24 protein-coding genes and 1 tRNA gene are annotated in these 25943 nt (G+C 59.7%); 5 read left to right on the top strand and 20 right to left on the bottom strand.

Going from position 1 to position 25943, the window contains the following annotated elements; genetic code table 11:
• Positions 1 to 33: 33 nt before the first annotated feature.
• The 7 genes from rpoB to secE all read right to left on the bottom strand — a co-directional run bounded on the left by rpoB (position 34) and on the right by secE (position 8015).
• Positions 34 to 4167: a DNA-directed RNA polymerase subunit beta gene (gene rpoB, locus MF268_RS24195; protein WP_238373287.1), complete on the bottom strand. Its 4134-nt coding sequence runs from the start codon at positions 4165 to 4167 to the stop codon at positions 34 to 36.
• Positions 4168 to 4415: 248 nt separating this feature from the next.
• A complete protein-coding gene (gene rplL, locus MF268_RS24190) occupies positions 4416 to 4790 on the bottom strand; it encodes a 50S ribosomal protein L7/L12 (RefSeq protein WP_238373286.1) in 375 nt (124 codons plus the stop codon).
• Between the two features lie 74 nt (positions 4791 to 4864).
• Entirely contained in the window at positions 4865 to 5380 is a 516-nt protein-coding gene (rplJ, locus tag MF268_RS24185; RefSeq protein ID WP_088635879.1) for a 50S ribosomal protein L10, read from the bottom strand.
• 383 nt (positions 5381 to 5763) lie between these two features.
• Positions 5764 to 6462, bottom strand: a complete 699-nt coding sequence (gene rplA / locus MF268_RS24180; RefSeq protein WP_238373285.1) for a 50S ribosomal protein L1 — start codon at positions 6460 to 6462, stop codon at positions 5764 to 5766.
• Positions 6462 to 6887, bottom strand: coding sequence for a 50S ribosomal protein L11 (gene rplK, locus MF268_RS24175; protein WP_088635881.1), 426 nt, complete (start codon positions 6885 to 6887; stop codon positions 6462 to 6464). The genes rplA and rplK overlap by 1 nt, the downstream gene beginning before the upstream one ends.
• Positions 6888 to 7052: 165 nt before the next feature.
• Positions 7053 to 7586, bottom strand: coding sequence for a transcription termination/antitermination protein NusG (nusG, locus tag MF268_RS24170; protein ID WP_088635882.1), 534 nt, complete (start codon positions 7584 to 7586; stop codon positions 7053 to 7055).
• Positions 7587 to 7820: 234 nt separating this feature from the next.
• The gene (gene secE / locus MF268_RS24165; protein WP_088635883.1) at positions 7821 to 8015 is read right to left on the bottom strand and encodes a preprotein translocase subunit SecE; all 195 of its coding nucleotides are present in this window, start codon (positions 8013 to 8015) and stop codon (positions 7821 to 7823) included.
• A gap of 450 nt (positions 8016 to 8465) precedes the next feature.
• On the opposite strand from secE, the gene MF268_RS24160 reads away from it, so the two are divergent.
• Entirely contained in the window at positions 8466 to 9155 is a 690-nt protein-coding gene (locus MF268_RS24160; RefSeq protein ID WP_238373284.1) for a hypothetical protein, read from the top strand.
• A 208-nt stretch (positions 9156 to 9363) separates the two neighbouring features.
• On the opposite strand, the gene MF268_RS24155 is transcribed toward MF268_RS24160, so the two are convergent.
• From MF268_RS24155 to MF268_RS24145, 4 genes are all read right to left on the bottom strand, one after another.
• Entirely contained in the window at positions 9364 to 11499 is a 2136-nt protein-coding gene (locus MF268_RS24155; RefSeq protein ID WP_238373283.1) for a PAS domain-containing sensor histidine kinase, read from the bottom strand.
• A gap of 636 nt (positions 11500 to 12135) precedes the next feature.
• Positions 12136 to 12879, bottom strand: a complete 744-nt coding sequence (locus MF268_RS24150) for a hypothetical protein (protein WP_238373282.1) — start codon at positions 12877 to 12879, stop codon at positions 12136 to 12138.
• Positions 12880 to 13036: 157 nt separating this feature from the next.
• The gene (locus MF268_RS25525; RefSeq protein ID WP_420485461.1) at positions 13037 to 13249 is read right to left on the bottom strand and encodes a CBU_0592 family membrane protein; all 213 of its coding nucleotides are present in this window, start codon (positions 13247 to 13249) and stop codon (positions 13037 to 13039) included.
• 162 nt (positions 13250 to 13411) lie between these two features.
• Positions 13412 to 14128 carry a hypothetical protein gene (locus tag MF268_RS24145; protein ID WP_238373281.1) on the bottom strand — a complete coding sequence of 239 codons (717 nt, stop codon included), beginning with the start codon at positions 14126 to 14128 and terminating at the stop codon, positions 13412 to 13414.
• Between the two features lie 233 nt (positions 14129 to 14361).
• Between MF268_RS24145 and MF268_RS24140 the strand changes: the two genes are divergently transcribed.
• Positions 14362 to 16107, top strand: coding sequence for a helix-turn-helix domain-containing protein (locus MF268_RS24140; protein WP_238373280.1), 1746 nt, complete (start codon positions 14362 to 14364; stop codon positions 16105 to 16107).
• A gap of 87 nt (positions 16108 to 16194) precedes the next feature.
• Here the strand turns inward: MF268_RS24140 and MF268_RS24135 are convergent, their stop codons facing one another.
• The 3 genes from MF268_RS24135 to MF268_RS24125 form a co-directional block, all read right to left on the bottom strand.
• The gene (locus tag MF268_RS24135) at positions 16195 to 17568 is read right to left on the bottom strand and encodes an NAD-dependent succinate-semialdehyde dehydrogenase (protein ID WP_238373279.1); all 1374 of its coding nucleotides are present in this window, start codon (positions 17566 to 17568) and stop codon (positions 16195 to 16197) included.
• Between the two features lie 192 nt (positions 17569 to 17760).
• The gene (locus MF268_RS24130) at positions 17761 to 18930 is read right to left on the bottom strand and encodes an MFS transporter (protein ID WP_238373278.1); all 1170 of its coding nucleotides are present in this window, start codon (positions 18928 to 18930) and stop codon (positions 17761 to 17763) included.
• Positions 18927 to 19451: a TetR/AcrR family transcriptional regulator gene (locus MF268_RS24125; RefSeq protein ID WP_238373277.1), complete on the bottom strand. Its 525-nt coding sequence runs from the start codon at positions 19449 to 19451 to the stop codon at positions 18927 to 18929. The genes MF268_RS24130 and MF268_RS24125 overlap by 4 nt, the downstream gene beginning before the upstream one ends.
• Between MF268_RS24125 and MF268_RS24120 the strand changes: the two genes are divergently transcribed.
• Positions 19450 to 19782, top strand: a complete 333-nt coding sequence (locus MF268_RS24120) for a hypothetical protein (RefSeq protein WP_238373276.1) — start codon at positions 19450 to 19452, stop codon at positions 19780 to 19782. The genes MF268_RS24125 and MF268_RS24120 overlap by 2 nt on opposite strands.
• Before the next feature lie 76 nt (positions 19783 to 19858).
• Here the strand turns inward: MF268_RS24120 and MF268_RS24115 are convergent, their stop codons facing one another.
• On the bottom strand, positions 19859 to 20287 hold the full coding sequence (locus MF268_RS24115; protein ID WP_238373275.1) for a DUF4345 domain-containing protein: 429 nt from the start codon (positions 20285 to 20287) through the stop codon (positions 19859 to 19861).
• Positions 20288 to 20317: 30 nt separating this feature from the next.
• A complete protein-coding gene (locus MF268_RS24110) occupies positions 20318 to 21145 on the bottom strand; it encodes an NAD(P)H-binding protein (protein WP_238373274.1) in 828 nt (275 codons plus the stop codon).
• A 150-nt stretch (positions 21146 to 21295) separates the two neighbouring features.
• Between MF268_RS24110 and MF268_RS24105 the strand changes: the two genes are divergently transcribed.
• Positions 21296 to 22282, top strand: a complete 987-nt coding sequence (locus tag MF268_RS24105) for an AraC family transcriptional regulator (protein ID WP_238373273.1) — start codon at positions 21296 to 21298, stop codon at positions 22280 to 22282.
• Between the two features lie 378 nt (positions 22283 to 22660).
• On the opposite strand, the gene MF268_RS24100 is transcribed toward MF268_RS24105, so the two are convergent.
• Positions 22661 to 22736, bottom strand: a tRNA-Trp gene (locus tag MF268_RS24100).
• A gap of 150 nt (positions 22737 to 22886) precedes the next feature.
• Between MF268_RS24100 and MF268_RS24095 the strand changes: the two genes are divergently transcribed.
• A complete protein-coding gene (locus tag MF268_RS24095) occupies positions 22887 to 23588 on the top strand; it encodes a lysophospholipid acyltransferase family protein (RefSeq protein WP_238373272.1) in 702 nt (233 codons plus the stop codon).
• A gap of 43 nt (positions 23589 to 23631) precedes the next feature.
• On the opposite strand, the gene MF268_RS24090 is transcribed toward MF268_RS24095, so the two are convergent.
• From MF268_RS24090 to MF268_RS24080, 3 genes are all read right to left on the bottom strand, one after another.
• A complete protein-coding gene (locus MF268_RS24090) occupies positions 23632 to 24957 on the bottom strand; it encodes a tetratricopeptide repeat protein (protein ID WP_238373271.1) in 1326 nt (441 codons plus the stop codon).
• Positions 24958 to 25073: 116 nt separating this feature from the next.
• Positions 25074 to 25730: a CatB-related O-acetyltransferase gene (locus MF268_RS24085; RefSeq protein ID WP_238373270.1), complete on the bottom strand. Its 657-nt coding sequence runs from the start codon at positions 25728 to 25730 to the stop codon at positions 25074 to 25076.
• 136 nt (positions 25731 to 25866) lie between these two features.
• The coding region (locus MF268_RS24080) for an EF-Tu C-terminal domain-related protein (RefSeq protein WP_238373293.1) at positions 25867 to 25943 on the bottom strand (77 nt) is incomplete at its 5' end.

The following is a 25943-nucleotide window of genomic DNA, read 5'->3' as shown; positions in this document are numbered from 1 at the left end:
ATTGGGATGGGATGAGTGGGGGCGCGTACGCCCCTACTCTTCCTCCGCATCCAGGAGTTCCATGTTCAGGCCGAGGCCGCGGACTTCTTTCACGAGCACGTTAAAGCTCTCGGGAACGCCCGCTTCGAAGTTGTCCTCGCCCTTGACGATCGACTCGTAGACCTTGGTCCGGCCGGCAACGTCGTCCGATTTCACGGTCAGCATTTCCTGCAGGGTATAGGCGGCACCGTAAGCTTCGAGAGCCCAGACCTCCATTTCCCCGAAACGCTGGCCACCGAACTGCGCCTTACCACCCAGCGGCTGCTGCGTGACGAGCGAGTACGGCCCGGTCGAACGTGCGTGGATCTTGTCGTCGACAAGGTGGTGCAGTTTCAGCAGGTACTTGACCCCCACCGTCACCTTCCGCGCGAATTGCTGACCGGTACGGCCATCGAACAGCACCGACTGGCCCGACGTATCGAAACCGGCACGCGACAGCGCGTCGTTCACGTCAAGTTCCTTGGCACCGTCGAAGACCGGCGTTGCGATCGGCACACCACGGGTCACGTTGCCCGCCGCTTCGATGAGATGGGTTTCGTCCATCCCTTCGATACCTTCAGCAAAGGTGTCGTCGCCATAGGCATGGCGCATCGCATCACGCACCGGGGTCAGGTCGCCGGACCGGCGGTATTCACCCAGAGCTTCGTCGATGTTGATACCCAGACCGCGCGACGCCCAGCCCATGTGGGTTTCAAGGATCTGACCGACGTTCATACGCGAAGGCACACCCAGCGGGTTGAGGCAGAAGTCGACCGGGGTACCGTCTTCGAGGAACGGCATGTCCTCCATCGGCACCACTTTCGAAATCACACCCTTGTTGCCGTGACGACCGGCCATCTTGTCGCCCGGCTGCAGCTTGCGCTTCACCGCGACGAACACCTTGACCATCTTCATCACGCCCGGCGGCAGGTCGTCGCCACGACGGACTTTTTCGACCTTGTCCTCGAAACGGGCGTCGAGAGCGCGCTTTTGCACCTCGTACTGCTCGTTCAGGGCTTCGACGATCTGTGCGTCCTTCTCTTCGCCCAAGGCAAGCTGCCACCACTGGCCGCGGCTCAGGGTTTCGAGAAGTTCTTCGTCGATCACGACACCGGATTTGACGCCCTTCGGCCCCTTCACCGCGGTCTTGCCAAGGATCAGGTCCTTGAGACGCGCATAGATGTTGCGGTCGAGGATCGCGAGTTCGTCGTCGCGGTCACGAGCGAGGCGTTCGACTTCCTCGCGCTCGATCTGCAGCGCACGTTCGTCCTTTTCGACGCCGTGACGGTTGAAGACACGCACTTCGACCACGGTACCGAAATCGCCCGGCTTGACCCGCAGGGAGGTGTCGCGCACGTCGCTTGCCTTTTCGCCAAAGATGGCGCGGAGGAGTTTTTCTTCCGGCGTCATCGGGCTTTCGCCCTTGGGCGTGATCTTACCGACGAGGATATCGCCCGGCTCCACATCGGCACCGATATAGACGATGCCCGCTTCGTCGAGGTTGCGCAGGGCTTCCTCGCCGACGTTCGGGATGTCGCGGGTGATTTCTTCCGGCCCAAGCTTGGTGTCACGGGCGGCGACTTCGAATTCCTCGATATGGATCGAGGTGAACACGTCGTCACGCGCGATGCGCTCGGAAATCAGGATCGAGTCTTCGTAGTTGTAGCCGTTCCACGGCATGAAGGCGACGACCACGTTCTTGCCAAGCGCCAGTTCACCCATATCGGTGGACGGACCATCGGCAATGACTTCGCCCTTTTGCACCGTGTCGCCAACCTTGATCAGCGGACGCTGGTTGATGCAGGTGTTCTGGTTCGACCGCTGGAACTTGCGCATACGGTAGATGTCGACGCCCGCATCGCCCAGTTCCAGATCTTCGGTCGCCCGGATCACGATACGCTGCGCATCCACCTGGTCGATGATACCGGCCCGTTTGGCCATGATCGCCGCACCAGAGTCACGCGCCACAACCTCTTCGATGCCGGTGCCGACCAGCGGCGCCTCGGCCCGCAGAAGCGGAACCGCCTGACGCTGCATGTTCGAGCCCATCAGAGCGCGGTTGGCGTCGTCGTTTTCGAGGAACGGAATCAGCGAAGCCGCAACCGAAACAAGCTGCTTCGGCGACACGTCGATCAGGTCGACCGTTTCGTTCGGAGACAGGGTGTAGTCACCGGATTTACGGGTCGAGACCAGATCGTTCACGAACTTCATGTTCTCGTCGAGGTTGGCGTTCGCCTGCGCCACGGTGTGACGCATCTCCTCGGTCGCGGACATGTAGTGCACTTCGTCCGTCACCTGGCCGTCCTTGACCACGCGATAGGGCGTTTCGATAAAGCCGTACTTGTTCACGCGGGCAAAGGTTGCCAGCGAGTTGATCAGACCAATGTTCGGACCTTCCGGCGTTTCAATCGGGCACATCCGGCCATAGTGGGTCGGGTGAACGTCGCGCACCTCAAAGCCTGCGCGCTCACGGGTCAGACCGCCCGGCCCAAGCGCCGAAAGACGACGCTTGTGCGTCACCTCGGAAAGCGGGTTGGTCTGGTCCATGAACTGCGACAGCTGCGAAGAGCCAAAGAATTCACGCACGGCAGCAGCGGCGGGCTTCGCGTTGATCAGATCCTGCGGCATGACCGTGTCGATTTCGACGCTGGACATACGTTCCTTGATCGCGCGCTCCATCCGGAGCAGACCGACGCGGTACTGGTTCTCCATCAGTTCGCCGACCGAACGCACACGACGGTTACCAAGGTGGTCGATATCGTCGATATCGCCCTTGCCATCGCGCAGTTCCACCAGCGCCTTGATGCAGGCGACGATGTCTTCACGGCGCAGGGTACGCTGGGTGTCTTCGGCATCGAGTGCCAGACGCATGTTCATCTTCACGCGGCCAACAGCCGACAGGTCATAACGCTCGCTGTCGAAGAACAGCGTGTCGAACAGGGCCGAAGCAGCGTCGACGGTGGGCGGCTCGCCCGGGCGCATCACGCGATAGATGTCCATGAGCGCGGTTTCGCGGTTCATGTTCTTGTCCATCGCCATGGTGTTGCGCATGTACGGACCGACGTTGATGTTGTCGATGTCGAGCACCGGAATATCGGTGATGCCCGCGTCGATCAGTTCTTTCGCGGTGCCGCCGATCAGGTCGCCGGACTTGTCGTATTCCAGCGTCAGCTCGTCACCGGCTTCGACATAGATCGCGCCGGTTTCCTCGTTGATGATGTCGCGGGCCACGAACTTGCCGACGATGTGATCGAAGGGCAGCAGCAGTTCCTTTACTTCACCTTCGTCGATCAGCTTCTTGACCGCACGAGGAGTGATTTTCTTGCCAGCTTCGCCGATGATGTTGCCGGTTGCCGCATCGACCAGATCAAAGGTCGGACGGGTACCGCGCACACGCTCGGGGAAGAAGGGGGCGACCCAGCCCTTGCCCTTCTGGTAGCTGTAATTGACGGTGTTGTAATAGGCATCCATGATGCCTTCCTGATCGAGACCCAGCGCATAAAGCAGCGTGGTGACAGGCAGCTTGCGGCGACGGTCGATCCGGGCGAACACGATATCCTTCGCATCGAATTCGAAATCGAGCCACGATCCGCGGTAGGGAATGATGCGGCAGGCAAAGAGCAGCTTGCCCGAGGAATGGGTCTTGCCCTTGTCGTGGTCAAAGAACACGCCGGGCGAACGGTGCATCTGGGATACGATCACACGCTCGGTGCCGTTGACGACAAAGGTACCGTTGGGCGTCATCAGGGGCATATCGCCCATGAACACGTCCTGTTCCTTGATGTCCTTGACGGATTTCGCGCCGGTGTCCTCATCGACATCGAACACGATAAGACGCAGCGTCACCTTGAGCGGTGCGCTGTAGGTCATGTCACGCTGCTGACATTCCTCGACGTCATATTTCGGCTTTTCCAGCTCGTACTTGACGAATTCAAGCACGCTGGTTTCGTTGAAATCCTTGATCGGAAAGACCGACTGGAACACGCCCATGATACCTTCGCCATCTGTGGGCTGGGGCGCATCGCCGGATCTCAGGAAAAGGTCGTAGGAAGATTTCTGAACCTCGATGAGGTTGGGCATATCCAGCACTTCGCGGATTTTGCCATAGTATTTACGAAGACGTTTCTGGCCAAGGTAGGATTGAGCCATGTCAGGTGTCACCTTTCGATTTTCTCACCGGGCAAGGGCACCGTCGGGCCCCGGCACCTTACCCATACGAGACAGGGGGTTCGGATCAATTCATGGCCTCCGTCCCAAAGGAAGCCTCCCGATCCTGTGAACCGCGCCTTAGAAAACGCCTCTCTGCGCGAGGCCCTTACTAAGACGTGTTCGGCTGGACCCGGAAATCTCCGGATCCAGCCATGTTCCAGTCACCCGTGAAAGGGCGAGACGGCCAATTAGGCCAGTTCGACTTCGGCGCCAGCTGCTTCCAGCTTGCCCTTGATCTCTTCGGCTTCGGCTTTGTCGACGCCTTCTTTGATCTTGCCGCCAGCTTCGACCAGTTCCTTGGCTTCTTTCAGACCAAGACCGGTGATGCCGCGAACTTCTTTGATCACGTTGATTTTCGAAGCGCCGGCGTTCTTCAGAACGACGTCGAATTCGGTTTTTTCTTCCTCGGCAGCGCCACCGGCGTCTGCGGGACCAGCCATCATGACAGCGCCGCCAGCTGCGGGCTCGATGCCGTATTCGTCCTTGAGGATGGTTTTCAGTTCTTGTGCTTCCAGCAGGGTCAGACCAACGATCTCTTCTGCCAGTTTTTTCAGATCAGCCATTGTATAAGCTCTTTCCGTTTTACGATATGTGTTCCAACGACGTGTGTTTCAACCACGTGCCGGTCTTACAGTGCTCAGGCAGCCGCCTTGTCCTCGATCGTGGACAAGATGGATGCGATGTTCGAAGCAGGTGCGCCAATGGCCCCGGCGATGTTGCTTGCAGGTGCGCCGATGCAGCCGACGATCGAAGCAATAAGCTCCTCGCGCGACGGCATTTTCGACACGGCTGCAACACCAGCACGGTCCAGAGCATTCTCACCCATAGCCCCGCCAAGGATCTGGAACTTGTCGTGTTCCTTGGCAAAGTCCTCGGCAACCTTGGCCGCAGCCACAGGATCCTCGGAATAGGTCAGAACAGTCATGCCCGTCAGATATTCGCCGATGCTTTCGCAGGGCTTTCCGTCCAGGGCAATCTTGGCGAGCCTGTTCTTGGCAACGCGCACAGAACCACCCGCATCGCGCGCACGCGCACGGAGATCCTGCATCTGAGCAACTGTAAGGCCGGTGTAGTGTGCTACCACAACGACGCCAGAGCTTTCAAAGATCTGGCCGAGTTCCTCGACCACTTTCTCTTTCTGGGCTCTATCCACAGTTTCACTCCAGTAAGGGAGGTTTGACCCTCCGGCTCAGTTCTGCCGGGACGAAAGCCCCGACAATCGGGTCCTTACGGGTCCTGCGCTTTGCCTCGAAAACACCGCATGGCGATCCGAAGAAATTTGTCATTTCCCGTCTCAGGCAGGAATTATGCTAGGATGATACCCGGCACCCACCGTCTCGGACGAATCATCCGGGGCGCCAATTTGCGTGGCACCCCGGACAAAGGATGTCGATAATCGTCTTTGCGGAGAATGTGAAGAGCAAATTCGAAAAAAATCGCCTTCATTCTTAACCCGCCGCATATACGGCCAGTTCCAGCCGGAAATGCAAAAAGGCGGACCTAAGCCCGCCTTTCGCTTGAACTGTCGAACCGGGCTTAGTTGCCGGTTGCGTTCGTCACGTCGATGGTCACGCCCGGGCCCATGGTCGAGCTGACCGAGACCTTTTTCATGTAGGTGCCTTTCGACCCTGCCGGTTTGGCTTTGGCAACCGCGTCAACAAAGGCGCGGATGTTTTCGACCAGCTTGGCTTCGTCGAAGGAAACCTTGCCAACACCTGCGTGCACGACACCGGCTTTTTCCACCTTGAACTGGACTTCACCGCCCTTGGCTGCCTTGACAGCTTCGGCGACATCCATCGTCACGGTGCCGATCTTGGGGTTCGGCATCAGGTTACGGGGGCCAAGCACCTTACCCAGACGGCCCACGACGGGCATCATGTCGGGGGTCGCGATGCAGCGATCGAAATCGATCTTGCCGCCCTGAACGGTTTCCATAAGGTCTTCGGCGCCAACGATGTCTGCACCGGCGGCCTTGGCTTCTTCTGCCTTGTCGCCACGGGCGAAGACGGCAACGCGCACGTCTTTACCTGTACCTGCGGGCAGCGACACCTTGCCACGGACCATCTGGTCTGCGTGACGCGGGTCAACGCCGAGGTTCAGCGCGATTTCGACGGTTTCGTCGAACTTGGTCTTGGCGTTGCTCTTGATGAGGGCAACGGCTTCTTCGACGGTCAGGTCTTCTTTACCGGCGAAAGCCTCGCGAGCGGCGCGGGTCCGTTTTCCAAGCTTAGCCATTACTTCACCTCGATGCCCATAGAGCGGGCAGAGCCCAGGATGATCTGCATCGCGCCTTCGATCGAGGTCGCGTTGAGATCCTTCATCTTCGCTTCGGCGATTTCACGCACCTGCGCAGCGGTCACCGTACCAACGGTTTCACGCGACGGCGTCTTGGCGCCGGATTTCACCTTGGCGGCTTTTTTCAGGTAGTAAGACGCGGGCGGCGTCTTGATGTCCATGGTAAAGGACTTGTCCTGATAATAGGTGATCACGGTCGGGCACGGCGCACCGGGCTCCATGTCTGCGGTCTTGGCGTTGAACGCCTTGCAGAATTCCATGATGTTGATGCCGCGCTGACCCAGCGCCGGACCAACCGGCGGGGAGGGGTTTGCTTGCCCGGCGGGCACCTGCAGCTTCATGCTGCCTACGAGTTTCTTGGCCATGAGGCCTCTCCTTCATGTCATCGGCAGGCTTTTACCCGCCCTATGGACGATGACGCGTCACCGCCCGGTTGGTTAGCGTGGTGCGGTCTCAGGTCGCGACCTGTCGCCTCCCACGAATGAACGGCCCCCTTCGGGAACCGCTTGGCGGGCAAACCCGCCACTCTCTCAGCCCTGCTTGGAGACCTGAGTGAATTCCAGTTCGACCGGGGTTTCCCGGCCAAAGATCGACACGGTGACCTTGAGACGTTCGTTGTCCTCGTCCACCTCTTCGACCATGCCGTCGAAGTCCTCGAAGGGACCGTCGTTGACCTTGACCTTTTCGCCCACCTCGAAATGGATGAGCGTGCGCGGGGTCTCTTCGCCTTCCTGAACCCGGTTCAGAATCGCGTTCACCTCGGCGTCGCGCATCGGCATCGGACGGCCCTGCGGACCAAGGAACCCGGTGACGCGGTTGATCGAGTTGATCAGGTGATAGCCCTGGTCGGACATCTCCATGTGGACCAGCACGTAACCCGGCATAAAGCGGCGCTCGGTCGACACCTTCTTGCCACGGCGCACTTCGATCACCTCTTCGGTGGGCACCAGTACCTCGTCGATCTCCTCCTCGAGCCCGTGCTCGGCAGCCGACGTGCGGATCTGTTCTGCGATCTTCTTTTCGAAATTCGAAAGAACGCTGACCGAATACCACCGTTTCGCCATTGCGCTTGCTGTCCTTGTCCTGTCCGGCGCCCCAAGCGGGAACTGCCGCATTCCGGTAAAGATTTCAACGGGTTGCCCCGCCCGTCCCTGAACAAAAAGCGGCGCGCAGCGCGAATCGCCGCACGCCAATGTCATGGGTAGCCGCTGACCTAACCGCCTAAGCCCGATTGATCAAGAGGGCAGAGGTCGATTCACGTAGCGTCGGCACGGTGGCCGCCGCGTCCCCGGTAAGGGTCAGCCGAAAAAGGTAAGAATACCCTGAAGACCGTAGCGGATCGCCAGGTCGACCAATGCAAAGAAGACAGCCGTAAGGGCCGCCATGATGAACACCATTACCGTCGTCAGAACAACTTCGCGACGGGTCGGCCAGACAACCTTGGCTACTTCGGCGCGGACCTGATTGACGAACTGGATCGGATTGGTGGCCATGTCTGGGCTCTTTCTCACATCTGGTATCCGGGGCACATAACGGGCGATGCGGGCAAATTCAAGGCCGCAATACACGCCTGCGCCGGCTCGCCCCCGCGTCACCTCGATCTGGTGGGAAACGGCGGCAATGGGTAACCACGCCATCGGAACTTGTCCCTCTCCGGTTAGGCGAGCGCATCCGGCCGGTCGGTTCACTTACCCGCAGTGAAAACCATGCCCGAAGGAGAGCTTCAGACAAATCATCCCTCAGCAGCCTTTGGCAAGCGGCGCACCCATCGTTGGTCGCGGTCGCTTCGCGTAAAATACAGGCCAAAACCATGCCCGGTCAAAGAGTTACGAACGAATCGGAAGCAACCTGCCGTTGTGCATTCACACAATGGTTAATTTATGCTTAACATTGTTCATTCTTTTCATGCTGACTGCCGGTCAGCACCAGTTTTGAGGAACACTATGGGTAAGTTATTCTTGATCGCGGCACTGTCCCTTTTCGCAAGCGGCGCCTCTGCCAGCATCGTAAACATCGACATATCGCTGCGGATCGACCGGATTTATTGGTCGGGCTTGGAATTGATTTATTACGACGATGATGGGCACCACATTGAATCGTATCCCGGCTACGACAAAGGCGAGATCATCCCCGAATTCGGGCAAGCCCTTGATCTGATGAGCCCATTTCCAACTCGGAATGTTGGCGATGTCATTGATTTCAAGGCAACCATCGACACTGCGGCTTTGGATTTCGGAAATGCGCCGAGCTGCAAGGTGGATGACTACGACTGCAGCTTCGATTCAAGCTACTATCTGAACCGAGCGCAGGCTGGTCTCGATTCCTTCTCGCTAATATTTGACACTGTCGATCTAGTTTCGTTTTCTGGCAGCACTCAACCCGGTGGAGAAGTGACTATGCAGTGGGCCGATGACTGGGGAGGCGGTTACGAATATATTGGCGGAAGCAAATACCTTACCGCCGACTGGCGCGATAACGTCATCGAAATGACAGTCGTCCAAAACAACCTCTCTCCCGCAGTCATGCCGCTCCCCTCTTCGCTCGGATTCCTTCTGACAGGTTTCCTCGGACTGGCCGCGACTCAGGCAAGACGGTTCAGACCATTCAACCGCTCGAACCGCAAGCACGCCTAGCTGGCACCGCCCTGCCCGGCGCGCAGCAGGAGACCTTAACAAACCGACTTGCGCTCTCACACAGCCGATGAGGGCGCAAGCGCTACTCGAAACGAAGCCTCACCTCTGCGCGCGACTCGGGCGATCACACCCGGTCATTGCCCGCCCAAGAACACCAAAAACCCTCCGGTCTCGTCGCCCACTTGGCAAACGAGCACAAGAAGGCGCGTCAGCTCAAAGCCTTGGGCAGCATAACCCAAAACTGGCAGCCGCGCGGGGCAAGGTTTTCGAACCCGATCGAGCCGTTCATCCGTTCGACCAGCAGTCGGCTGATGTTGAGACCAAGGCCCGTCCCGCCAACGTGGCGCGTTGCCGAATTGTCCACTTGTGTGAACGGCTGAAAGATCTTTTCACGGAAGCTTTCCGGAACACCGCAACCCTGATCGCTGACGGTGACACAGACCATCCCCTCGCGTTCCTCGCATCCCAGCCGCACGACCGCGCCTTTCGGAGAGAATTTCGCCGCATTCGACAGCAGGTTCGACATGACCTGCTGGAATCGGACCGGATCGATCCGGATCATCAGGTCAGCATCGACTTCATCGAGAAGAAAACTGACATCCAGCTGCTCTCCGTAGGGCGTGTTCATCTGGATCGCATGTTCCAGCTGGGGCAGGACCTTTTCCGCACACAGACTGAGCGGCATGTCGGCGGACGAAAACTTCTCCGCCTCAAGCAGGTCCGAGACAAGGCGCATCAACCGGTCACTATTCTTGGAGGCAATATCCAGAAGCTTTTGCGACCCCGCCTGATCCCCTTTGGAAATCGGCAGTGGCAAAAGTTTCAACGCCCCCTGAATCGACGTCAGCGGCGTGCGCAATTCATGGCTTACAGTCGCGACGAAATCGGATTTGATCTGGTCCATCATCCGGCGCTCGGTGATGTCCTGTATCTGGACGATGAACTTGATGCGTTCGGAATTCGCAGACCGCTGTTCCGAGATATGCAGCAAGGCATAGCCCTCGGTCCCATCCTTGCGCAGAACCCGCCGTTCCATCTGGATAAGCTTCATCTGGCCGGTTTTCAGCAGCTCCCGCTGGGCGTCCGAAATGACCCGACGGGCGGGCGGGATAAGATCGGCAAGCCGCATCGACAGAAGCTCTTCGACCGAATAGCCCGAGAACTGCGCCAGCGCGGCATTCACATGCAGCATCCGGCAATCTTCATCGAGCAAGGCCATACCCACAGGGGCAACATCGATTGTCGCGCGAAACTGCGCTTCGGTTTCCCGCATCGCTTCCTTGGCGGATTCGACCTGCGCACGGATGCCCAGCGTCTCGGCCTTCTTGCGGTTGGTGATATCGCTTGCGAATTTGACGACCTTTATCGGCCGCCCGAACGGATCGAAAATCGGGTTATAGCTGGCGTGAATCCAAATTTCCTTGCCGTTCCTGCCAATCCGTCTGAACTCGGCTGTCTGGAACTCACCCTGTCCAAGACTGCTCCAGAACTCCGCATAGGCGGCCTTCGCGGCGTCCTCCGGCGGAACGAACATCCGATGATGCTGACCCTGAACCTGTCCCAGTTCATAGTCGAACAGTTCGAGGAAATTTGAATTGGCGGTCAGAACCGTTCCGTCCAGCGCGAATTCCACCACCGCCTGAGCCCGGGATAGCGCCCGCATCTGCCCGTCCTGATCGATCTTTTCCTGCGTTGCCCGAGTAATGTCCTGCCCCATGAACAGGATCGTGCCGATGCGGTCATCGTCGCAGGCCACCGGATCGAAACTGCCGCGAAGCCACAGGTCCCCTCCGTTTTCGCGGTGAAACCGAAAATCGCCGGAAATCGTCGCGCCAAGGCACAGCTTCCGCCACGCCTCTTCGCAGGTGATATCCTCAAAGAAATTCTCGGTTGTCATGTTGTTGAGCAGGAACTCTTCCAACTGGTGTTCGGGCAGACCGACAGCTTTTTTGAAATGACCGTTTGCATTGACCAGACGCCCGCTCAGATCCATTTCGGCGACCAACCGCGTCTGGCTCAGCGCTTCCAGCTTCCATTGGGCCGACCGGTTTTTCCGGCGGGTGTCGGTGATATCCTGCGCGATCATAAGGATATCGCCTTTCAGCGAGACCTGGGAAACAAGGGACACCTGCAACCACATCACCTCTCCGTCATCGATGCGCAGCTTGATGTCACGCTGCGCAGTGGGGACCCGGCTGATACCGTTCACAAGCTCGTAAAAGCCCGGATCGCCGATGGCCTTTGCCTGCTCGGCCCGGGACAGCTTGGAGATATCCCTGCCCAGCATCTTCTGGAATACCTCGTTGGTTTCCAGAATGGTGCCGTCGTCACTCAGCCAGGCCAAAGCCAGAAATTCTTCGGAGGAGTCCGGGGCACAGCTGTCCTCTTGCCTGTGCTGAGGATGGATTGAAAAATTCGCTCTCATGCTTCTTTGATGCCTTCGAATTCAGTTCTTAAATCCTGCTCGATTCAATTTTTTCGGACCCAAAGTTCGAAGCATCTGCGTAACCAAACTTCCCACGAGTTCCAAACACCAACAGGTCGTCGGTCTCTAGATCAGCTAAACGACGACAAAAAGACCGTTTTTGGCGGGCCTGTTTCGATCGCGAATTAGTGTGGTTATCGTGTTAACAACCGCGCGGTTCTGCGATGATTTTGGTCCGATTTCAGGCAAAAGCCCTCAATACGCACAAAATAAGGGCGCCTGAATTAGCCGGCATAAGATAAAAGAGCCACGGGAGGGTGACGTTCATCGGCACAACCGCTCGTATGCGACCCGCGAGATGATCGCTGGATTTGAAGAATATTTTGGCCCGCCAAAGTCCTTTAAGACACGGGTAGCGGGGACCAAAGGTATTGAACCCACGACACGCAACGCGCGGGTTCAGGTTGTCACCCTACCGATCCTCGGCGGCACACTCGATAAGACTTACTGCCGGTAGTGTGGCGGAAGACGCCACGTGTAGCCCGCAGTCAACGATTACGTCTTTATCCGCCAACGCAGCGCCTGCGAAAACAGGGCCGCAATTGCGCCGATCAGCATGACCATACTCGCAGGCAGCGGCACAACGGTGGTTGTCGGGACAGCCAGCCCTCCCACATCAAAGCGATAGACCCGGCCCTGCACCGGATCGCCGACAGCCTCGGCAAAGATGCTGAGACGTCCGGTATTGGCAAAAGTGCTTGTGTCGGACTTCAGCGAAAAGAAGTAGCTTTCCTCCTGCGGCCCAACGAACAGGTTGTTCACGAAAAGCGGAAAGCCGAAATCAAAACTCAGCGTCTGGCCATCTGCGGACCGGAACCCCGTGGTCGGGCCACGATCACCGACGCCATCGACCCGATAGGAAGCGTCTATCGCAAAGTCGCTAAAGCCCCACATCTCGACACGATTAACAAGCAAGGGAAATGTCGTGACGTTGCGACGGAAAAGGATACGTGGCGCAAAGATCAGATTGCTGTCCGCGTCTGACCGCACCACGCGGTTCTGGACGCTGAAATCCGCGAAATTGAAGAACGGATTCGACCCCGGCGGCACCTGAAGCACGTTGGTCGCAAGTATCGAATCCTGCACTACAACGCCGACCAGATCCGGATTTGACGCGGCAGTCGACCCGGGCATCATGATCGTACCCCCCGGGACAAGCGGCGCTGCCACCGCAGCGATACCACCAAAGACCGCGACAAAAACCGATGCGGCCAGACATTCTTTAAACCGGTGTTTCATTTCAATTTCCCTTGCTGTTGAAAGCGCCCTCCCGGGCCAAATTGCGAAGAACAAAACCGTTGCTAAAATGATTCCGACCTCAAAAAACGTCGGGCAACGCGCAGGCAAGCCTATCACGAATACCGCGTTCTTACCTGATAAATCCCCTCCCCTTCGACTACGGCGAATAGCCCCATCGCACGATGGAACAGAGCTTTACATACGAAAGACTGAGCCCAAGGGCCGACATTAAAATCCAGAAAATATGGATCATGGTGGAGGCAAGATTGAAATTCTCACTAAGGCACACAAGCACGCTGCCAGCCGCCAGAAAGATCAGGTCACAGCAAAGCCATGACTTATTGCCGAGACAGCGTAGGGCAAGCGGCACGTCATGGGCGAAACAGGTGACAGCAACTGCATGATCCGTGTGAAGCCTGCTGCTGTCCTCGTATCGAAATCAAGCGCAGTTGCACCTCCCAATTCCCCTCAGGCAACGCAATTCGCGACAGCTATCATTCCGGCGGGTATCGAGACCTCGGTGGCCACTCTGTCAGACAGATTTATGCGTACGAACCTTGATGCGCCGCACCGAACGGTGCCGGAACAGCAGCAACAGATCTGCCCAGAGCCAGAGCAGGAAGCAGAGGATCATGACCAGCGGCAACAGCACGAGGTCAAAGGCCACCTCCCCCCGCAGCGCCGGTAAGACGGTCAGCCCCAGCGCCACGAGCGAAGGAGCGCGGCTCGCCGCCACGGTTATCCGGAGCAGGCGTTCCAGCCGCGTCGTGTCCCGTTTGGCAAAAACCGGCAGGGCGGCGCATCCAAGCTTGCCCGCCACCAGCATCACGCCCGCCACCCAGGCCGCCGTCGTTTCACCCAGCCAGAGCAGCGCGACCGTCAGCGAAATCGCCGCCAGTCCCGAAATGAAATCGGCCCAATGCAGCAGTGCCGCCCGCGTGTCCGGCTTGCCCGCATGATGATAGACTTCGCCCGAGATCAGGAAGAGGATCATCGCCAGCGTCAGGAACGTCGCCCCGGAATTGCCGACCAGATAGCTGTATAGCGTCTCGAGAACACCCGCCTGCCCCTGATCGACGTAGAGTTTCAACGCAAAGCCCGAAAACAGCGCAATCACATTGCCGAGATTATAGAAGCCGCCCGGTCCGCTCAGCCGTGAACGAAAAAATGAGCGTCGTGGGTCACCGCGACCGTCATGTAAACTTGTCCGGCCAACGGCCTGGATCCCGTTCTGAAATCTGCTTTCCATATCAATCCACCCGGTTGCGCGGTTGTCCAAAAGGTCAGGGCCGCCAATTCCCGGGTGCTGTGGATCTGAAACTATTTCTTGGCGTTCCGGGCGCTGCCTGTAGACTGTGCCTTGGAAAGACCAAGCGTGAGATCGACCCGCTCGCGGCATATTCAGGGTAGGAAAGCCCGGGCCTTCCAGCGGTGACCAAAACGTTACAGAATTTTGTAACCCGCCGCTTTTCATGGGTTTTCATGGCCGAGAAAACGGAAGTTGAGGACTTTCAAGCCTTTGGCAAACTGGTTCGCCAGCGCAGGCAGACGCTCGGGCTCAGCCAGGAAGCGCTCGCCGCCGACGCACTGGGCAACCCGGACCGCAAGTCATTCGTATCGGCCATCGAGAACAACCGCCTTAAAACCATCACGCCGAGCACGGCGCAAAAGCTGAGCGGCGCGCTTGGATTAAGTGTCGAGGATGTACCTGCGTCTTTGCGCTGGCCTCTCTCCGACGCGCCCTCCCCCATTGAGGCACGATTGCGCGCGCTCGAGGCGCAGCAGGCAGGGCAGGCTCCGGCCCTCGACGACAAGGCCATCGCGCGGTTTCTCAACCGGCACACGGCGGCAGTTCTCGACAGATCGATGTCGGACATCTTTCGCGACAGGCTGATCGCCGGGTTGGACGTGCTCCGGGTCTGGACCGGTGCGCCCTTCAGCCTGCAAAGCCTGATGACCTGTTATGCGCTCAGCATGCTTTATCTCGTCGCCGCAGGCTTGCTGAGCTTTTCTCAGGGCGACATCACCATCGGTTCGATCCGCCCTTTTTACAGCAAGTTCTGGATCGGCACCGGTGTCTCTCCTTTCCTGCCCCATGCAAACGTCACGCTTTTGTTGCTGGCGATGGTATTCTGCATCCGCCTCGTGCGCCCCTTCGGCCTGCGCTCCCTCAGCGAAAAGCAGACAGCGGCACGTCTTGCTGGCGTCGCGTTGATCGCGGGCATCTCCTGCGGGCTTGCCGACTACATCGGCACCCAGACCATGATCGCCGCCGCCTTGTTCAGCGTACCCTGCGTGGCCGCGATTTCGACCCTGCGTCCAAGGCGCGCCGCCTTCTACGGCGCGGCGGGCGGGGTGGCTTTCGGCCTGATGGCGGCAATAAGTTCCGGTCTGACCGACGATGGTTTCCTCGGCTTTCTCCGGTCGCTCTGCGAAGGTTTTATCATCGGCGGCCTCGTCGGTGGATGTGCGGGCCTCGTCAGCAGCCTGATTGCGGGCTCCATGCCGCATCTGCGGGCCGGTCAACTTGCGGCAGCCGGAGGCGGTATCGGGTTCGGCGCGCTGATCTCGCTTGCCGGCATCGTGGTCGCCAACCAGTTTTCCGCGATCACTGACGGCATGATCGGCCTCTTCGCCCTGTCCTGGCTGGCCCTGCCCTTGTCGAATGCCGCGCTCGATTACCTTTCGCTCGGAGTAAGCCACTCGATCGGGCTCCACGTGGCGCGATCTGGCGAACGCTTGCCGGGCATTGCGCTCTTCATGCTTCTCGACCTGGTGCTCGCGATCATTTTCATGGTGTTGACGGTGGTTCTGATCGGTCTGGCACTACAGGCTCTCGACTTGGGCCTCGGGGTAGAAATGCAAAGCGCGGATTTCCTGACCCAAAGCGCCGCCGACCCGTGGGGGCGTGGCCTCTGGCTGACGGCCATGGCGCTGACAACCGTTCTCTGGACCCTGCTTCATTTTGGATTTGTCGTGGCGCCGCTGGCCGCTGGGGCGCTGACACGCGTCACGGTGGAACGCTTCGCGGTTAAACGGCTGGAACAAAGCGACTCAGATGACCGGTTCGACGCGACCATCGGCACGCTCGTAACTATGCGGTTTGTAATGTTCTACGGAGCCTGGCTCGTGCTGGCCGTCTCTCCGGTGCTCCTGCTGGCCGCCTCCCCGCAGATCATGCGGCCTATCCTGTCACTCGGCGCAGCCTTCGCTCTGCGCCTCATGTAACAGGGCAATCCGGCAACGGGTTCATTGTTCTACCCCCGCACGGAATTGCCCGCCCCGATCTGCGAGGACCGGAGCAGGCGAAAAGCCTTAAGCCATGTAAAGCGACTTGGCGTTGACGAATTCTTTCATCCCGAACCCGCCATGTTCGCGGCCATAGCCACTGTCCTTGACCCCGCCGAACGGCATGTTCGGAATGGCGAGGTTGTACTTGTTGATACAGACCATACCGGTGTCGAAATACTTCGACGCCAGTTCACGTGCCCTCTCGGTGTTTTTCGAGAAGATACCGCCGCCAAGGCCATACCGGCTGTCGTTGGCGATCCGCATGGCGTCTTCGTCATCCTTGGCTCGGATAACCGACGCCACCGGTCCGAAAAGCTCGTCATCATAGGCAGGCTGCCCGGGGGCGACGTCGACAAGGACGGTCGCCGGGTAATAGGCACCTTTGCGGTCCGGAACCTCGCCGCCGCAGAGAACCTTAGCCCCTTTTTCGACGCTCTCCTCGACCTGCTTAGCCAGATCGTCGCGCAGGTCGATACGCGCCATCGGCCCCAGACCGCTTTTGGCATCGGACGGGTCGACCATTTCCATCGCTTTCATCTTCTCGGTGAAGCGTTCGACAAAGGCGTCGTAATTCGCTTCGGTCACGATGAAACGCTTGGCGTTCACGCAGGTCTGACCGTTGTTGTAAAGCCGCCCGGCAACACAGGTTTCCACCGCAAGGTCGAGATCGGCGTCATCCAGAACAAGGTAGGCATCGTTCGAGCCAAGCTCCAGCACGGTCTTCTTGAGATGTTTCGCCGCCTGTTGGGCCACGACGCGACCGGCGCCGTCGCTGCCGGTCAGGGTCACACCCCGGACAAGATCATTGGCGATAACCTCGTCCGATTGATCGTGGTCGATAAGCAGCACGGTAAAGAGGTTCTTCGGCAGACCGGCCTTCTCCATGACTTCACGCAGGAACAGGCCGCTGCCGGTACAGTTCGCCGCATGCTTGAGCAGCACGCCGTTGCCCGCCATCAGGTTGGCGACGGTGTAGCGAATGACCTGATAGCAGGGAAAGTTCCACGGCTGCATACCATAGATGACCCCAATCGGCGAATAGGTCACAACGCCTTTGCCATCGGGAATATCGCGCTCTTCGTCGGCCAGTTCCTTGGGACCCTGCGCCGCAGTGAAATCGCAAATCGCCGCACAAAGGTCGATTTCGTCCCGGCTGTCGCCGATCAGCTTGCCGACTTCGCGGGTCATCAGCTGGGCGAAATCTTCCTTGTTGTCGCGCAGGGCCTTACCGATCGCCTTGATCTTGGCCGCGCGGTCATCCAGCGAAACATGACGCCAGTCTTGGAAGGCGGTATGGCAGGCTTTGATCGCATCCTTGACCTCCTGATCCGACATCAGGTTGTAGGTTTCGATCTTTTCTTCGGTTGCAGGGTTAATCGTGGTGATCGGGCTGCTCATGATGGCCTCCAGTCAGGTTTGCATTTCTGACGGGCACAACGTGTATCCGGCCGAAAGTTTCCATCGCTTGCGAAAAGGTGAACAGACCCGGTCGCCAAAATACCTCTGTGCAGTCCTCGCAGAGCAGCCAACGAACCGGCATCGCGCAAAGGACGCGCGCCACAACTTCAAGATGGGACGCGTATTCGCCGCCTAATGGCACGTACACCGCACTGAAACTGGCGTCGTCGTTGTTGCGACGCCCGGCAAAGCGCCCGACCGAAAGAAACCGGCGAGCAGCGCCACCACAGCAAAGCACGCAACAGCGGCCCCCGCTCCCTGACCTGCCATCAATAGTCCAAAGACCGGGGCACCCGCCGTCTGCCCCACGGCGATGGTCAGGAATCCGACCATAAGGCCGGTCGCGGGACGCTCCGGCAGGGCATTGGTCCCCCAGACCAGATACACTCCGGTCAGCATGACATAGGCCGCGCCAAACACGGCCCCGCCGATAAGCGGGACAACGCCGCTCGTCAAACCAGAGCCGACCGCAAGGATGCTGACGGCCGTGAGTCCCAGAAAAACCCGATGGACAGGGTCAAGGCCAAACCGGCTGACCAGCGTCCCGGCCCAGGCGCCGACAATCCCGCCAGCGCCAATGCAGGTCCAGAGAAGACTGGACCCACCGGTGCCCCACCCCATCTGCTGCGAAACAAGCTGACCGCCAAAAGACCACAGCGCCGTGCTTGCCGCGCCCATCAGGAAGGACGCCAAGATCAGCCGCACCATCGTGCCGCCAATCGGGGGAAACCCACCGGTGCGACTTTCACCACGGGCGTCAGGCAACGCGAACATGGCGGCCACCGCCAGCACCAGCGCAACCGCCGCGAATACGCCGAAGGCCATCCGCCACTGCCCGGCGATGGCCAGTGCAATAGGTCCTGAAAGCGCGACGCCCGCGCTCGTCCCGGCATTGATGACGGTGTTGGTCATGTCCTGACGGCTCTTTCGAACCGCTGCCGCGACAGCCGCCGCCATGGGCGGCGAGGCGAGACCCGTGCTGGACCCGGCCAGCATGACGGCAATCGCAAGGAACAGAGGCGTCGGCGCAAGCGCGATGCCCGCCATACCAAGCGCCGCGACAAGGGAGGCTCCGACAGCCACCGCGCGGGCACCGATCCGCTCGGTCAGCATGGCCGAGGCGATAATGGCGATGCAGTACCCGGCAAAGGAACCGCCGGAAATCAAGCCGCTTAGCGATGGGCCGAGATCCAGTTCACCGTCGATCTCGGGCAGGAACAGGCCAAAGGCAAAGCGCGCAAAACCATAGCAGACCGCGATAAGACCAAAACCCGTGGCACCGATGCGGATGGCGGGGTTCATGATCTAGCCCTCCCCATCAGGATGGCAGCGGCAGAGCGTGCGGCGGAAACGGCGTCTGCGCCACGGTAGATTGCCGCCTGCGTCGCCCCTTCGAAAAGGATCAGGATCTGTTCGGCACGCGCCGGGTCCTCGCGACCAAGATCGGAGGCGACCACATCGGACACCCGTTGCCGGAATGCCTCCTTGTGCGCCGTGACTGCTTGCGCGATTTCCGGTGTCTCCCCCCCGGTCTCGGCGAGAGATCGCAGGAACAGGCAGCCGCGCGTCCCCTCGACCCGCACCCAGTCTTCCAGCGCAGCAAACAGCGCATCGACGCTCTCCACCTCGAGCCGGGCCATGAAACGCCGGTCGCGCTCACTCAGAACCAGCGCCATGAGCTGCGCCTTGCTGCCAGCGTGCTTGTACAGCGTCCGGCTCGACATGCCTGCCGCCTCGGTTAGCCGGTCCATGCCGGTCGCCATATAGCCGTGCCGGTCAAAGAGTTTTTCCGCAGCGGTGATGAGCTTCGTTGTCAGGTTCATGACCACAATTCCTCCGGTATCTGCAGCCCAATATAAAACGAACGTTTTACATTTTCAACCCACTGATTCGGATTTCTCGCGAAAGGTGGTTCCGGACGCGGACACGCAAATTGACCGAGCGGAGTTTCGACAAGCTCAAGGACTGGGCTCGTCCTTTGACGCCGTCGTTGTGTACCACCCCAGCTGCAAGCAGACCTCGCTCGCCCTGCGCGCGGTGATTGACATCCTGAAAATGTCATGGACCTGGGTGAAAGTGATAATCGCGGAAATTTTCAGAATGCAGGGCGACTTTTCCAGCGGCGCTGTAAGCTTTTCGCACCCGAGGCGTTGATCTTTCACGCCGTAAAGCGACCCGATCAGCGCGAAAGTCGCTGAAAAGGCCCGGGTTTCCTCCCGGGCCCTTTCATTCACCCCCGCGACAAAGCAAACGCTGAGCGCGGGAATGCCAGTCTTCGTTGCTTTATCAAGGCCAGCAGGCAAAGCAGACCAATCGCCACTTCGATCACGAGAGCGGTCACAATACTCCCTCCCGGCCAACCATCGACTGCCATGCTAACGATCCGGCCGGTTGAGAAGGCGAGGAAGACAATGGCTCCCAGCGCTGCGGAAACGCGGGCCATGTCGGGTCGCAAGGCTCCTGCAAAGATCACCACGCCCAGCGAGGCAAGACTGGCGCCGGGGGCCCGCAATTCACTTAACAGCCTCGCATCGGCGCCCAACTCGATTCCATAGCCCGCGTAGAAAACGCGCGGCGCAAGGGTGATTGCAAGACCGATACCAAGCGCGGTGAGGCCCGCCACGCCAAGGGTCAGCTTTTGAAAAACTATGCCCTGCATCTGATGTCCTTTCATACGTTCAGAATAAGATCAGGCGGCATCGGCCCAGGCACCTGCCTGCGCGGCGTCGCTGGCGAAAGCGGTGAAATCGCGCGGCGCCCGGCCCAGTGCGCGCGCCACGCCATCTGCCAGATGCGCATTGCGCCCATCCAGTGTCTCCCGCGCGATGGTGGTGAGCACATCGGCAATCATTGCGCCCTGCACCGGCAAAAGCGCCGCGTGGAAATCCTCGAAGGAAATCGGCAGATGCGTGACCTGCCGCCCCGTCGCGACAGAGAGTTCCGCTGCCATTTCCGCAAACGTCATGAGGCGCGGGCCGGTCACCTCGTAAAGCTCCCCATCGTGGCCTGACTCGGTCAGCGCAGCAACCGCGACATCGGCAATATCGTCCACATCCACGATAGGCTCGCGCACCTCACCGCCGGGCATCGGCAAGATGCCTGCCATCACCGTTTCATGCAGCGCGCCTTCGGAAAAGTTCTGCGCGAACCATGCCGCGCGAACAATCGTGAAGGGCAGGCCAGAGCTTCGGACAACCTCCTCGGCCCTCTGGGCATGATGCTCGCCGCGCCCGGTCAGCAGCACCAGCTTGCCAACGCCCGCCGCTCGCGCCTGTTCGACGAAAGCCGCGACCGTTTCAACTGCCCCCGGCACGGCGATATCCGGGTAATAAGAGATATAAACACTGGAAACGCCGTCGAGCGCGGGCGCCCATGTATCAGAGGCCTCCCAGTCAAAGGGGATCGTTGCGCTGCGCGAGCCTCGGCGCACGGAAAGACCTTTTTGTTCAAGGCGGTTTGCAATGCGGCTGCCGGTCTTGCCGGTCGCGCCGAGGACGAGGATGGGTCGGGTGGTCATGGTCTGTCTCCTTGGCTCTGAGCAAGTCGTTTAATCGATGACCCAAATTTGCTCATAAACACTGGATGAACCATTCCCATCCGTCCGGATCACTTATCCAATCGTCCAGAACCTCTGGACGAAGGGCGCACTCCGCGTCACCCTTGCCCAATGACACAGCCGCACGTTCCCGACCCCTCACTCCTTGCTCAACCCATCGGCGATCCGCTGGGAGAGATCCTGCACCTGCTGAAACTGACCGGCACGTTCTATTGCCAGTCGCGTCTCACTGCGCCCTGGGGCCTGACCATTCCAGGCTTTCCCGAGGTGATGAGCTTTGCCGTGGTCATCGCCGGGCGGGCCTGGCTCAAGGTCGGCGAAGACACCCCTTTCGAGATACACAAGGGCGATCTCGTCCTGATGACCCACGGCGCGCCGATCAGCCTTTACAGCGATACAGAAGCGCCCCTGAGAGAACTTGAAGAACTGCCGATCCGCAAGGTGACCGAACTTTTCGAAACGCTGGAATTTGGCGGCGGCGGCGAAGCGTCCAGTATCATGTACGGGCTGGTCCGGCTTGATCACGCGTCGAGCCCCATGCTGATGGCGCTATTGCCGGACGTTCTGAAAATAGACCCATGGGAGGAAGAAGCCGGAAGCTGGTTGCAAGGCACCTTGCAGTTCATCGCGCGAGAGGCGCGCGAGCTGCGTCCGGGAGGGGAAACCGTCATCACGCGGCTCGCCGATGTCGTCGTGATCGAGGCGATCCGTCGCTGGCTAAGCCGGTCTCCGGACGCGAACCGGGGCTGGCTGAAAGCGGCGCGCGACCCGCAGATTGGCCGCGCCATCGTCGCGATCCACCGCGAGCCTGCCGCCGACTGGTCGGTCGAGACGCTTGCGCAGGTCGCGGGCATGTCCCGCTCTGCCTTTGCGGCCCGGTTCACCAGCCTCGTGGACAAGCCCGCGATGCAATACCTCGCGGAATGGCGCATGAACCTTGCACGCCGTATACTGAAGGAGACCGCTCAGCCCATCGCGACAATTGCCGCCGATCTTGGATACCAGTCGGAACCTGCCTTCAACCGCGCCTTCAAGCGCGTGACCGGCACGACGCCGGGTCAGGTCCGGCGCGCGCGGGCGGAAGCGGCTGTGACCTAGAAGGTCCACATCGAAATAGATCATTGCCGGTTGGACGCGCACCGGTTCGGTACCATGAAAAACCGTCTTGTCGAATACTGCCCGAACAGAACAGGATATCCACCAATTCCTTTCCCGCAGTGCCTAAGAGACTGCTCCGCTCAGACATGCCGATGCGCGCAATAGCGCAGCACATGGGATGGTCAGTCAGAACCGCCACGGCGATGATCGAAAGCTACGCCTCGATTAACCCTCATGCCGTTTCAGAGATCGTTATCAAGTTGGGATGAACCAGCGATTCTCGAACGAAACGAACACAGGAAATGAAAACCAAGCGTAAACCACGGCTTTCTACCTGCTGAAAGCCAGCGCGAAACAACTCTATGTCCTTGATTTGAGTGGCAGGGGCAGCAGGGTTCGAACCCGCGACCTACGGTTTTGGAGACCGTCGCTCTACCAACTGAGCTATACCCCTAGGACCGCGCCTCGTCTATGACAGGCCGGACGCGGGAGCAAGAGGAATCTGTGCCAAAACCTGCTCGGGCTACTTTGCTCCCCTTCCCCGGCTTGTCCCGAACGCCACTTGCGGTATGAGAGGGGACCAAACGAACAACGGGACCAGACAGTGAGCCTCCGCAAACGCATCGCCGACAGCACATGGGCCAACCGGTTGGTCGAAGGCTTTTTCTCCGGCTACACGCGGTTTGCCCATGCGACTTCGCGTTGGGAGGCCCACGGATTCGAGGCGATGGAGGCCGAGCTCGCAAAGGGCGAGCCGGTGATTTTCACCGTCTGGCACCAGCGGCTGATCATGGCCCCCTACATGTTCAATCAGGATCTGGGTAAGTTCTGCTCCCTGACCAGCGCCGCCCGCGCCGGACGGCTGGTCGGGCAGGTGCTGGCGCGGTTCGGCTTTGCCACCATCCCGATGTCGAGCCACAAACGCCACGTAGCGCTCTCACGCGAGGTTCTGCGGCGCATGGCCGATGGTTTCACGATCGGGATCGCCGTGGACGGACCGCGCGGCCCGGCGCGGGTGGCCTCCTCGGTGCCGCTGGTCTGGGCGCGCAGCACCGGCAAAAAGATCTTCGTGCTGTCCTATGCCACACGCCGCGCGATCATCTTTCCAAGTTGGGACAGGTTCATGCTGCCCCTGCCCTTTACCCGGGGCGTATTGATGTGCCGGGAATGGCAGCGCGAGGTGCCGCGCAAGATGGATGAGGAAACGCTCGAAAGTCTGCGGCTCGACCTGCAGGCGGCTTTGGACGAGGTGACGGATGCAAGCGACCGCGCCGCCGGACGGGAACCTGACCGCGCCAGAACCTGATCTGCCTGCAGTTGGCAGGCGCACCTAGGCACCCGCCTTCTGCCTATTTTGCCGCCCGCGCCTGACTGTCCATCGCATAGCGTTCGCGCATCTGCTGCGCTCGCGCATGGTCTTTCTGCTGTTCAAGTGCAGCGACGAATTCATCCAGCTTGCGCTTGCTGAGCCCGGCAGCCACCGCCGCATCAAACCGGCTCACCGCATCCCGAAAGCGATGTTCCTGCACAAGCGTCATCGCGTCGTAATACAGAACCCACTTGTTCCCCGGTTGCAGCGAAAGCGCCTCATCCACGGCCGGGCGGGCGACGTCGCGGTTATAAAGCGCAAGTCCGATCCGCGCCTGTAGGAGATAGTCGTACAGGTCCGGGGAGCCTTCGCTAAGGATACGGCTGCTCTGTTCCAGCGCCCGGTCGGCCTGCCCGTCATCAAGCAGCAGCCGCGCGCGCCAGTAGGTCAGGAAACCATTGTACCCCAGTCGATCGTCGATCTCGCCCAGCAGCACATGCGCCTCTTCGGCACGGTCCATCTTGATCAGCACCCGCGCCTTGCGCACATAGCCCTCGGCCCAGTTCGGCCGCGCGGCGATTACCGCATCTGCATCCTTCAGCGCCGGGCCGGGGTGGTCCATGTAATAAAAAATCAGCGCACGTCCCGACAAGGCACGCACATAGCCGGGGTTCAACTCCAGCGCGCGGTTTACGAAGACCAGCGCCTCGCGCCAGTTGCGCTGACGCCGCAGCACATGGGACAGCGCGAAATTTGCCGCTGCGTTCGCCGGGGTCAGCTCCACCGCGCGGCGGAACGCTTTTTCGGCCTCCGACAGACGGTTGTGATCCTCAAGCATCCAGCCCTTGCGCCGCAGCGCCCAGCTGTAATCCGGCTCCAACGCCAGCGCCTGATCGATCAGCTTGATCGCCTGATCCAATTGGGCCTGACCGCCTAGATAAAGGCTTGCGCCCAGCCCGGCGTAAATCTCGGCACTTGGGGACCGGTTCAGCGCGGTTTCAAAGAACCGTCCGGCGGCCTCGTAATTCTTGGCGTCATAAGCCCCCCAGCCCAGGCCGACGAGCGCCGGAACAAAGCCCGGATCAAGCTCGAGCATCTCGCGATAAAGCGCCTGAGCCTGCTCGTCGTGGTCAAGGTAGTAATGCGCCCGCGCCAGCGGCGCGAGAAGCTCGAGATACTGTTTCCGGGTCCAGGCCTCGTCATCCATGGCCTGCTGGCACAGGCTTATCGTCTCGGCATAGCTCTGGTCGAAAGCGATGCAGGCGCTGGCCGCCTTGATGCCATGCCCCGGGTCGGCATATTTCGCGACCGCTGGCAGGGGAGCGACCAGAAGAGCCGCCATGAATGTGTGTACAACTTTACGCATAAGTCCCCATCATTCGAAGTATCGCTTAACACTGTATTAATGACGCCAAACTTCTCAAGATGTGGTGTTGAGGAATATGTGTCCTTTCTGCAAACCGTGATCAAACAGCACAAAGTTCAACCACGCGCCGCGCGTTCCAGGGCGTCGATATCGGCGGATTCGATAAGTTTGCGATGCGCCTCGATACGCGCATCGGGCCAGTTCCACCAAGCGAGCGCCAGCAGCTTTTCAACTGTTTCCGGCGCGAATCGCATGCGGCGCGGCACTGCCGGATTGCCGCCCATGACGGCATATGGCGGTACATCGCGGTTTACCACCGACCCGGCACCGATGATCGCTCCGTCGCCGATGGTGACCCCCGGCAGGATCATCGCGCCATAGCCGATCCAGACATCATTGCCGACAACCGTATCGCCCCATTTCTCCGCAAGCCCCGCGTAATCGCCCATGCCCTCGGGATAGAACACCGAGAAGGGAAAGGTCGAAAACCTGTCGACCGGATGATTCGCCGAAGCGGTGATGAATCGCGCGCCATGAGCGATCTGGCAGAATCGCCCGATGATCAGCTTTTCGCCTGATCCCGGAAACAGGTAGGGCGCGATCCGCTGGGCGTAATCCGTTACCTCGTCGAAATCGCTGTAATAGGTGTAATCGCCGATCTCCATATTCGGGTGATCGATCACCCGGTTGAGGAAAACGGTGCCGCGATGCACCGTCCCGTCAGGCAGGGTGATCGGATGGGCTTGGGTCGGGTCGGGAAAGCGTCGGGCCATGGGGAATTCCTCGCGGTCGGTCGCGGCACCGATAGCACCATAGCCCGCCGCCGAACCACCCCGCCAAAGCAAAAGGGCCGCACCAATGGGGCGACCCTTTCAATTTCCGTCTCACCCTTTGAAGGGCAAGCGCGTCTTACTCGACGATTTTCGACACCACGCCGGCGCCGACGGTGCGGCCGCCTTCGCGGATGGCGAAGCGGAGGCCCTGCT

Source organism: Heliomarina baculiformis (genome assembly GCF_019966545.1).
GTDB classification, from domain to species: domain Bacteria; phylum Pseudomonadota; class Alphaproteobacteria; order Rhodobacterales; family Rhodobacteraceae; genus Heliomarina; species Heliomarina baculiformis.
This window is presented reverse-complemented; position numbering and strand designations above follow the sequence as displayed.

Bases quoted from the DNA above. Each gene is read 5' to 3' on its own strand.
- MF268_RS24115 (WP_238373275.1), bottom strand. From the start codon at position 20,287: ATGCAGGGCATAGTTTTTCAAAAGCTGACCCTTGGCGTGGCGGGCCTC.
- MF268_RS24110 (WP_238373274.1), bottom strand. From the start codon at position 21,145: ATGACCACCCGACCCATCCTCGTCCTCGGCGCGACCGGCAAGACCGGC.
- MF268_RS24150 (WP_238373282.1), bottom strand. From the start codon at position 12,879: ATGAAACACCGGTTTAAAGAATGTCTGGCCGCATCGGTTTTTGTCGCG.
- rplL (WP_238373286.1), bottom strand. From the start codon at position 4,790: ATGGCTGATCTGAAAAAACTGGCAGAAGAGATCGTTGGTCTGACCCTG.
- rpoB (WP_238373287.1), bottom strand. From the start codon at position 4,167: ATGGCTCAATCCTACCTTGGCCAGAAACGTCTTCGTAAATACTATGGC.
- MF268_RS24125 (WP_238373277.1), bottom strand. From the start codon at position 19,451: ATGAACCTGACAACGAAGCTCATCACCGCTGCGGAAAAACTCTTTGAC.
- MF268_RS24160 (WP_238373284.1), top strand. From the start codon at position 8,466: ATGGGTAAGTTATTCTTGATCGCGGCACTGTCCCTTTTCGCAAGCGGC.
- nusG (WP_088635882.1), bottom strand. From the start codon at position 7,586: ATGGCGAAACGGTGGTATTCGGTCAGCGTTCTTTCGAATTTCGAAAAG.
- MF268_RS24145 (WP_238373281.1), bottom strand. From the start codon at position 14,128: ATGGAAAGCAGATTTCAGAACGGGATCCAGGCCGTTGGCCGGACAAGT.
- MF268_RS24135 (WP_238373279.1), bottom strand. From the start codon at position 17,568: ATGAGCAGCCCGATCACCACGATTAACCCTGCAACCGAAGAAAAGATC.
- MF268_RS24120 (WP_238373276.1), top strand. From the start codon at position 19,450: ATGACCACAATTCCTCCGGTATCTGCAGCCCAATATAAAACGAACGTT.
- MF268_RS24140 (WP_238373280.1), top strand. From the start codon at position 14,362: ATGGCCGAGAAAACGGAAGTTGAGGACTTTCAAGCCTTTGGCAAACTG.
- rplA (WP_238373285.1), bottom strand. From the start codon at position 6,462: ATGGCTAAGCTTGGAAAACGGACCCGCGCCGCTCGCGAGGCTTTCGCC.
- MF268_RS24090 (WP_238373271.1), bottom strand. From the start codon at position 24,957: ATGCGTAAAGTTGTACACACATTCATGGCGGCTCTTCTGGTCGCTCCC.
- rplK (WP_088635881.1), bottom strand. From the start codon at position 6,887: ATGGCCAAGAAACTCGTAGGCAGCATGAAGCTGCAGGTGCCCGCCGGG.
- secE (WP_088635883.1), bottom strand. From the start codon at position 8,015: ATGGCCACCAATCCGATCCAGTTCGTCAATCAGGTCCGCGCCGAAGTA.
- MF268_RS24130 (WP_238373278.1), bottom strand. From the start codon at position 18,930: ATGAACCCCGCCATCCGCATCGGTGCCACGGGTTTTGGTCTTATCGCG.
- MF268_RS24105 (WP_238373273.1), top strand. From the start codon at position 21,296: ATGACACAGCCGCACGTTCCCGACCCCTCACTCCTTGCTCAACCCATC.
- MF268_RS24085 (WP_238373270.1), bottom strand. From the start codon at position 25,730: ATGGCCCGACGCTTTCCCGACCCGACCCAAGCCCATCCGATCACCCTG.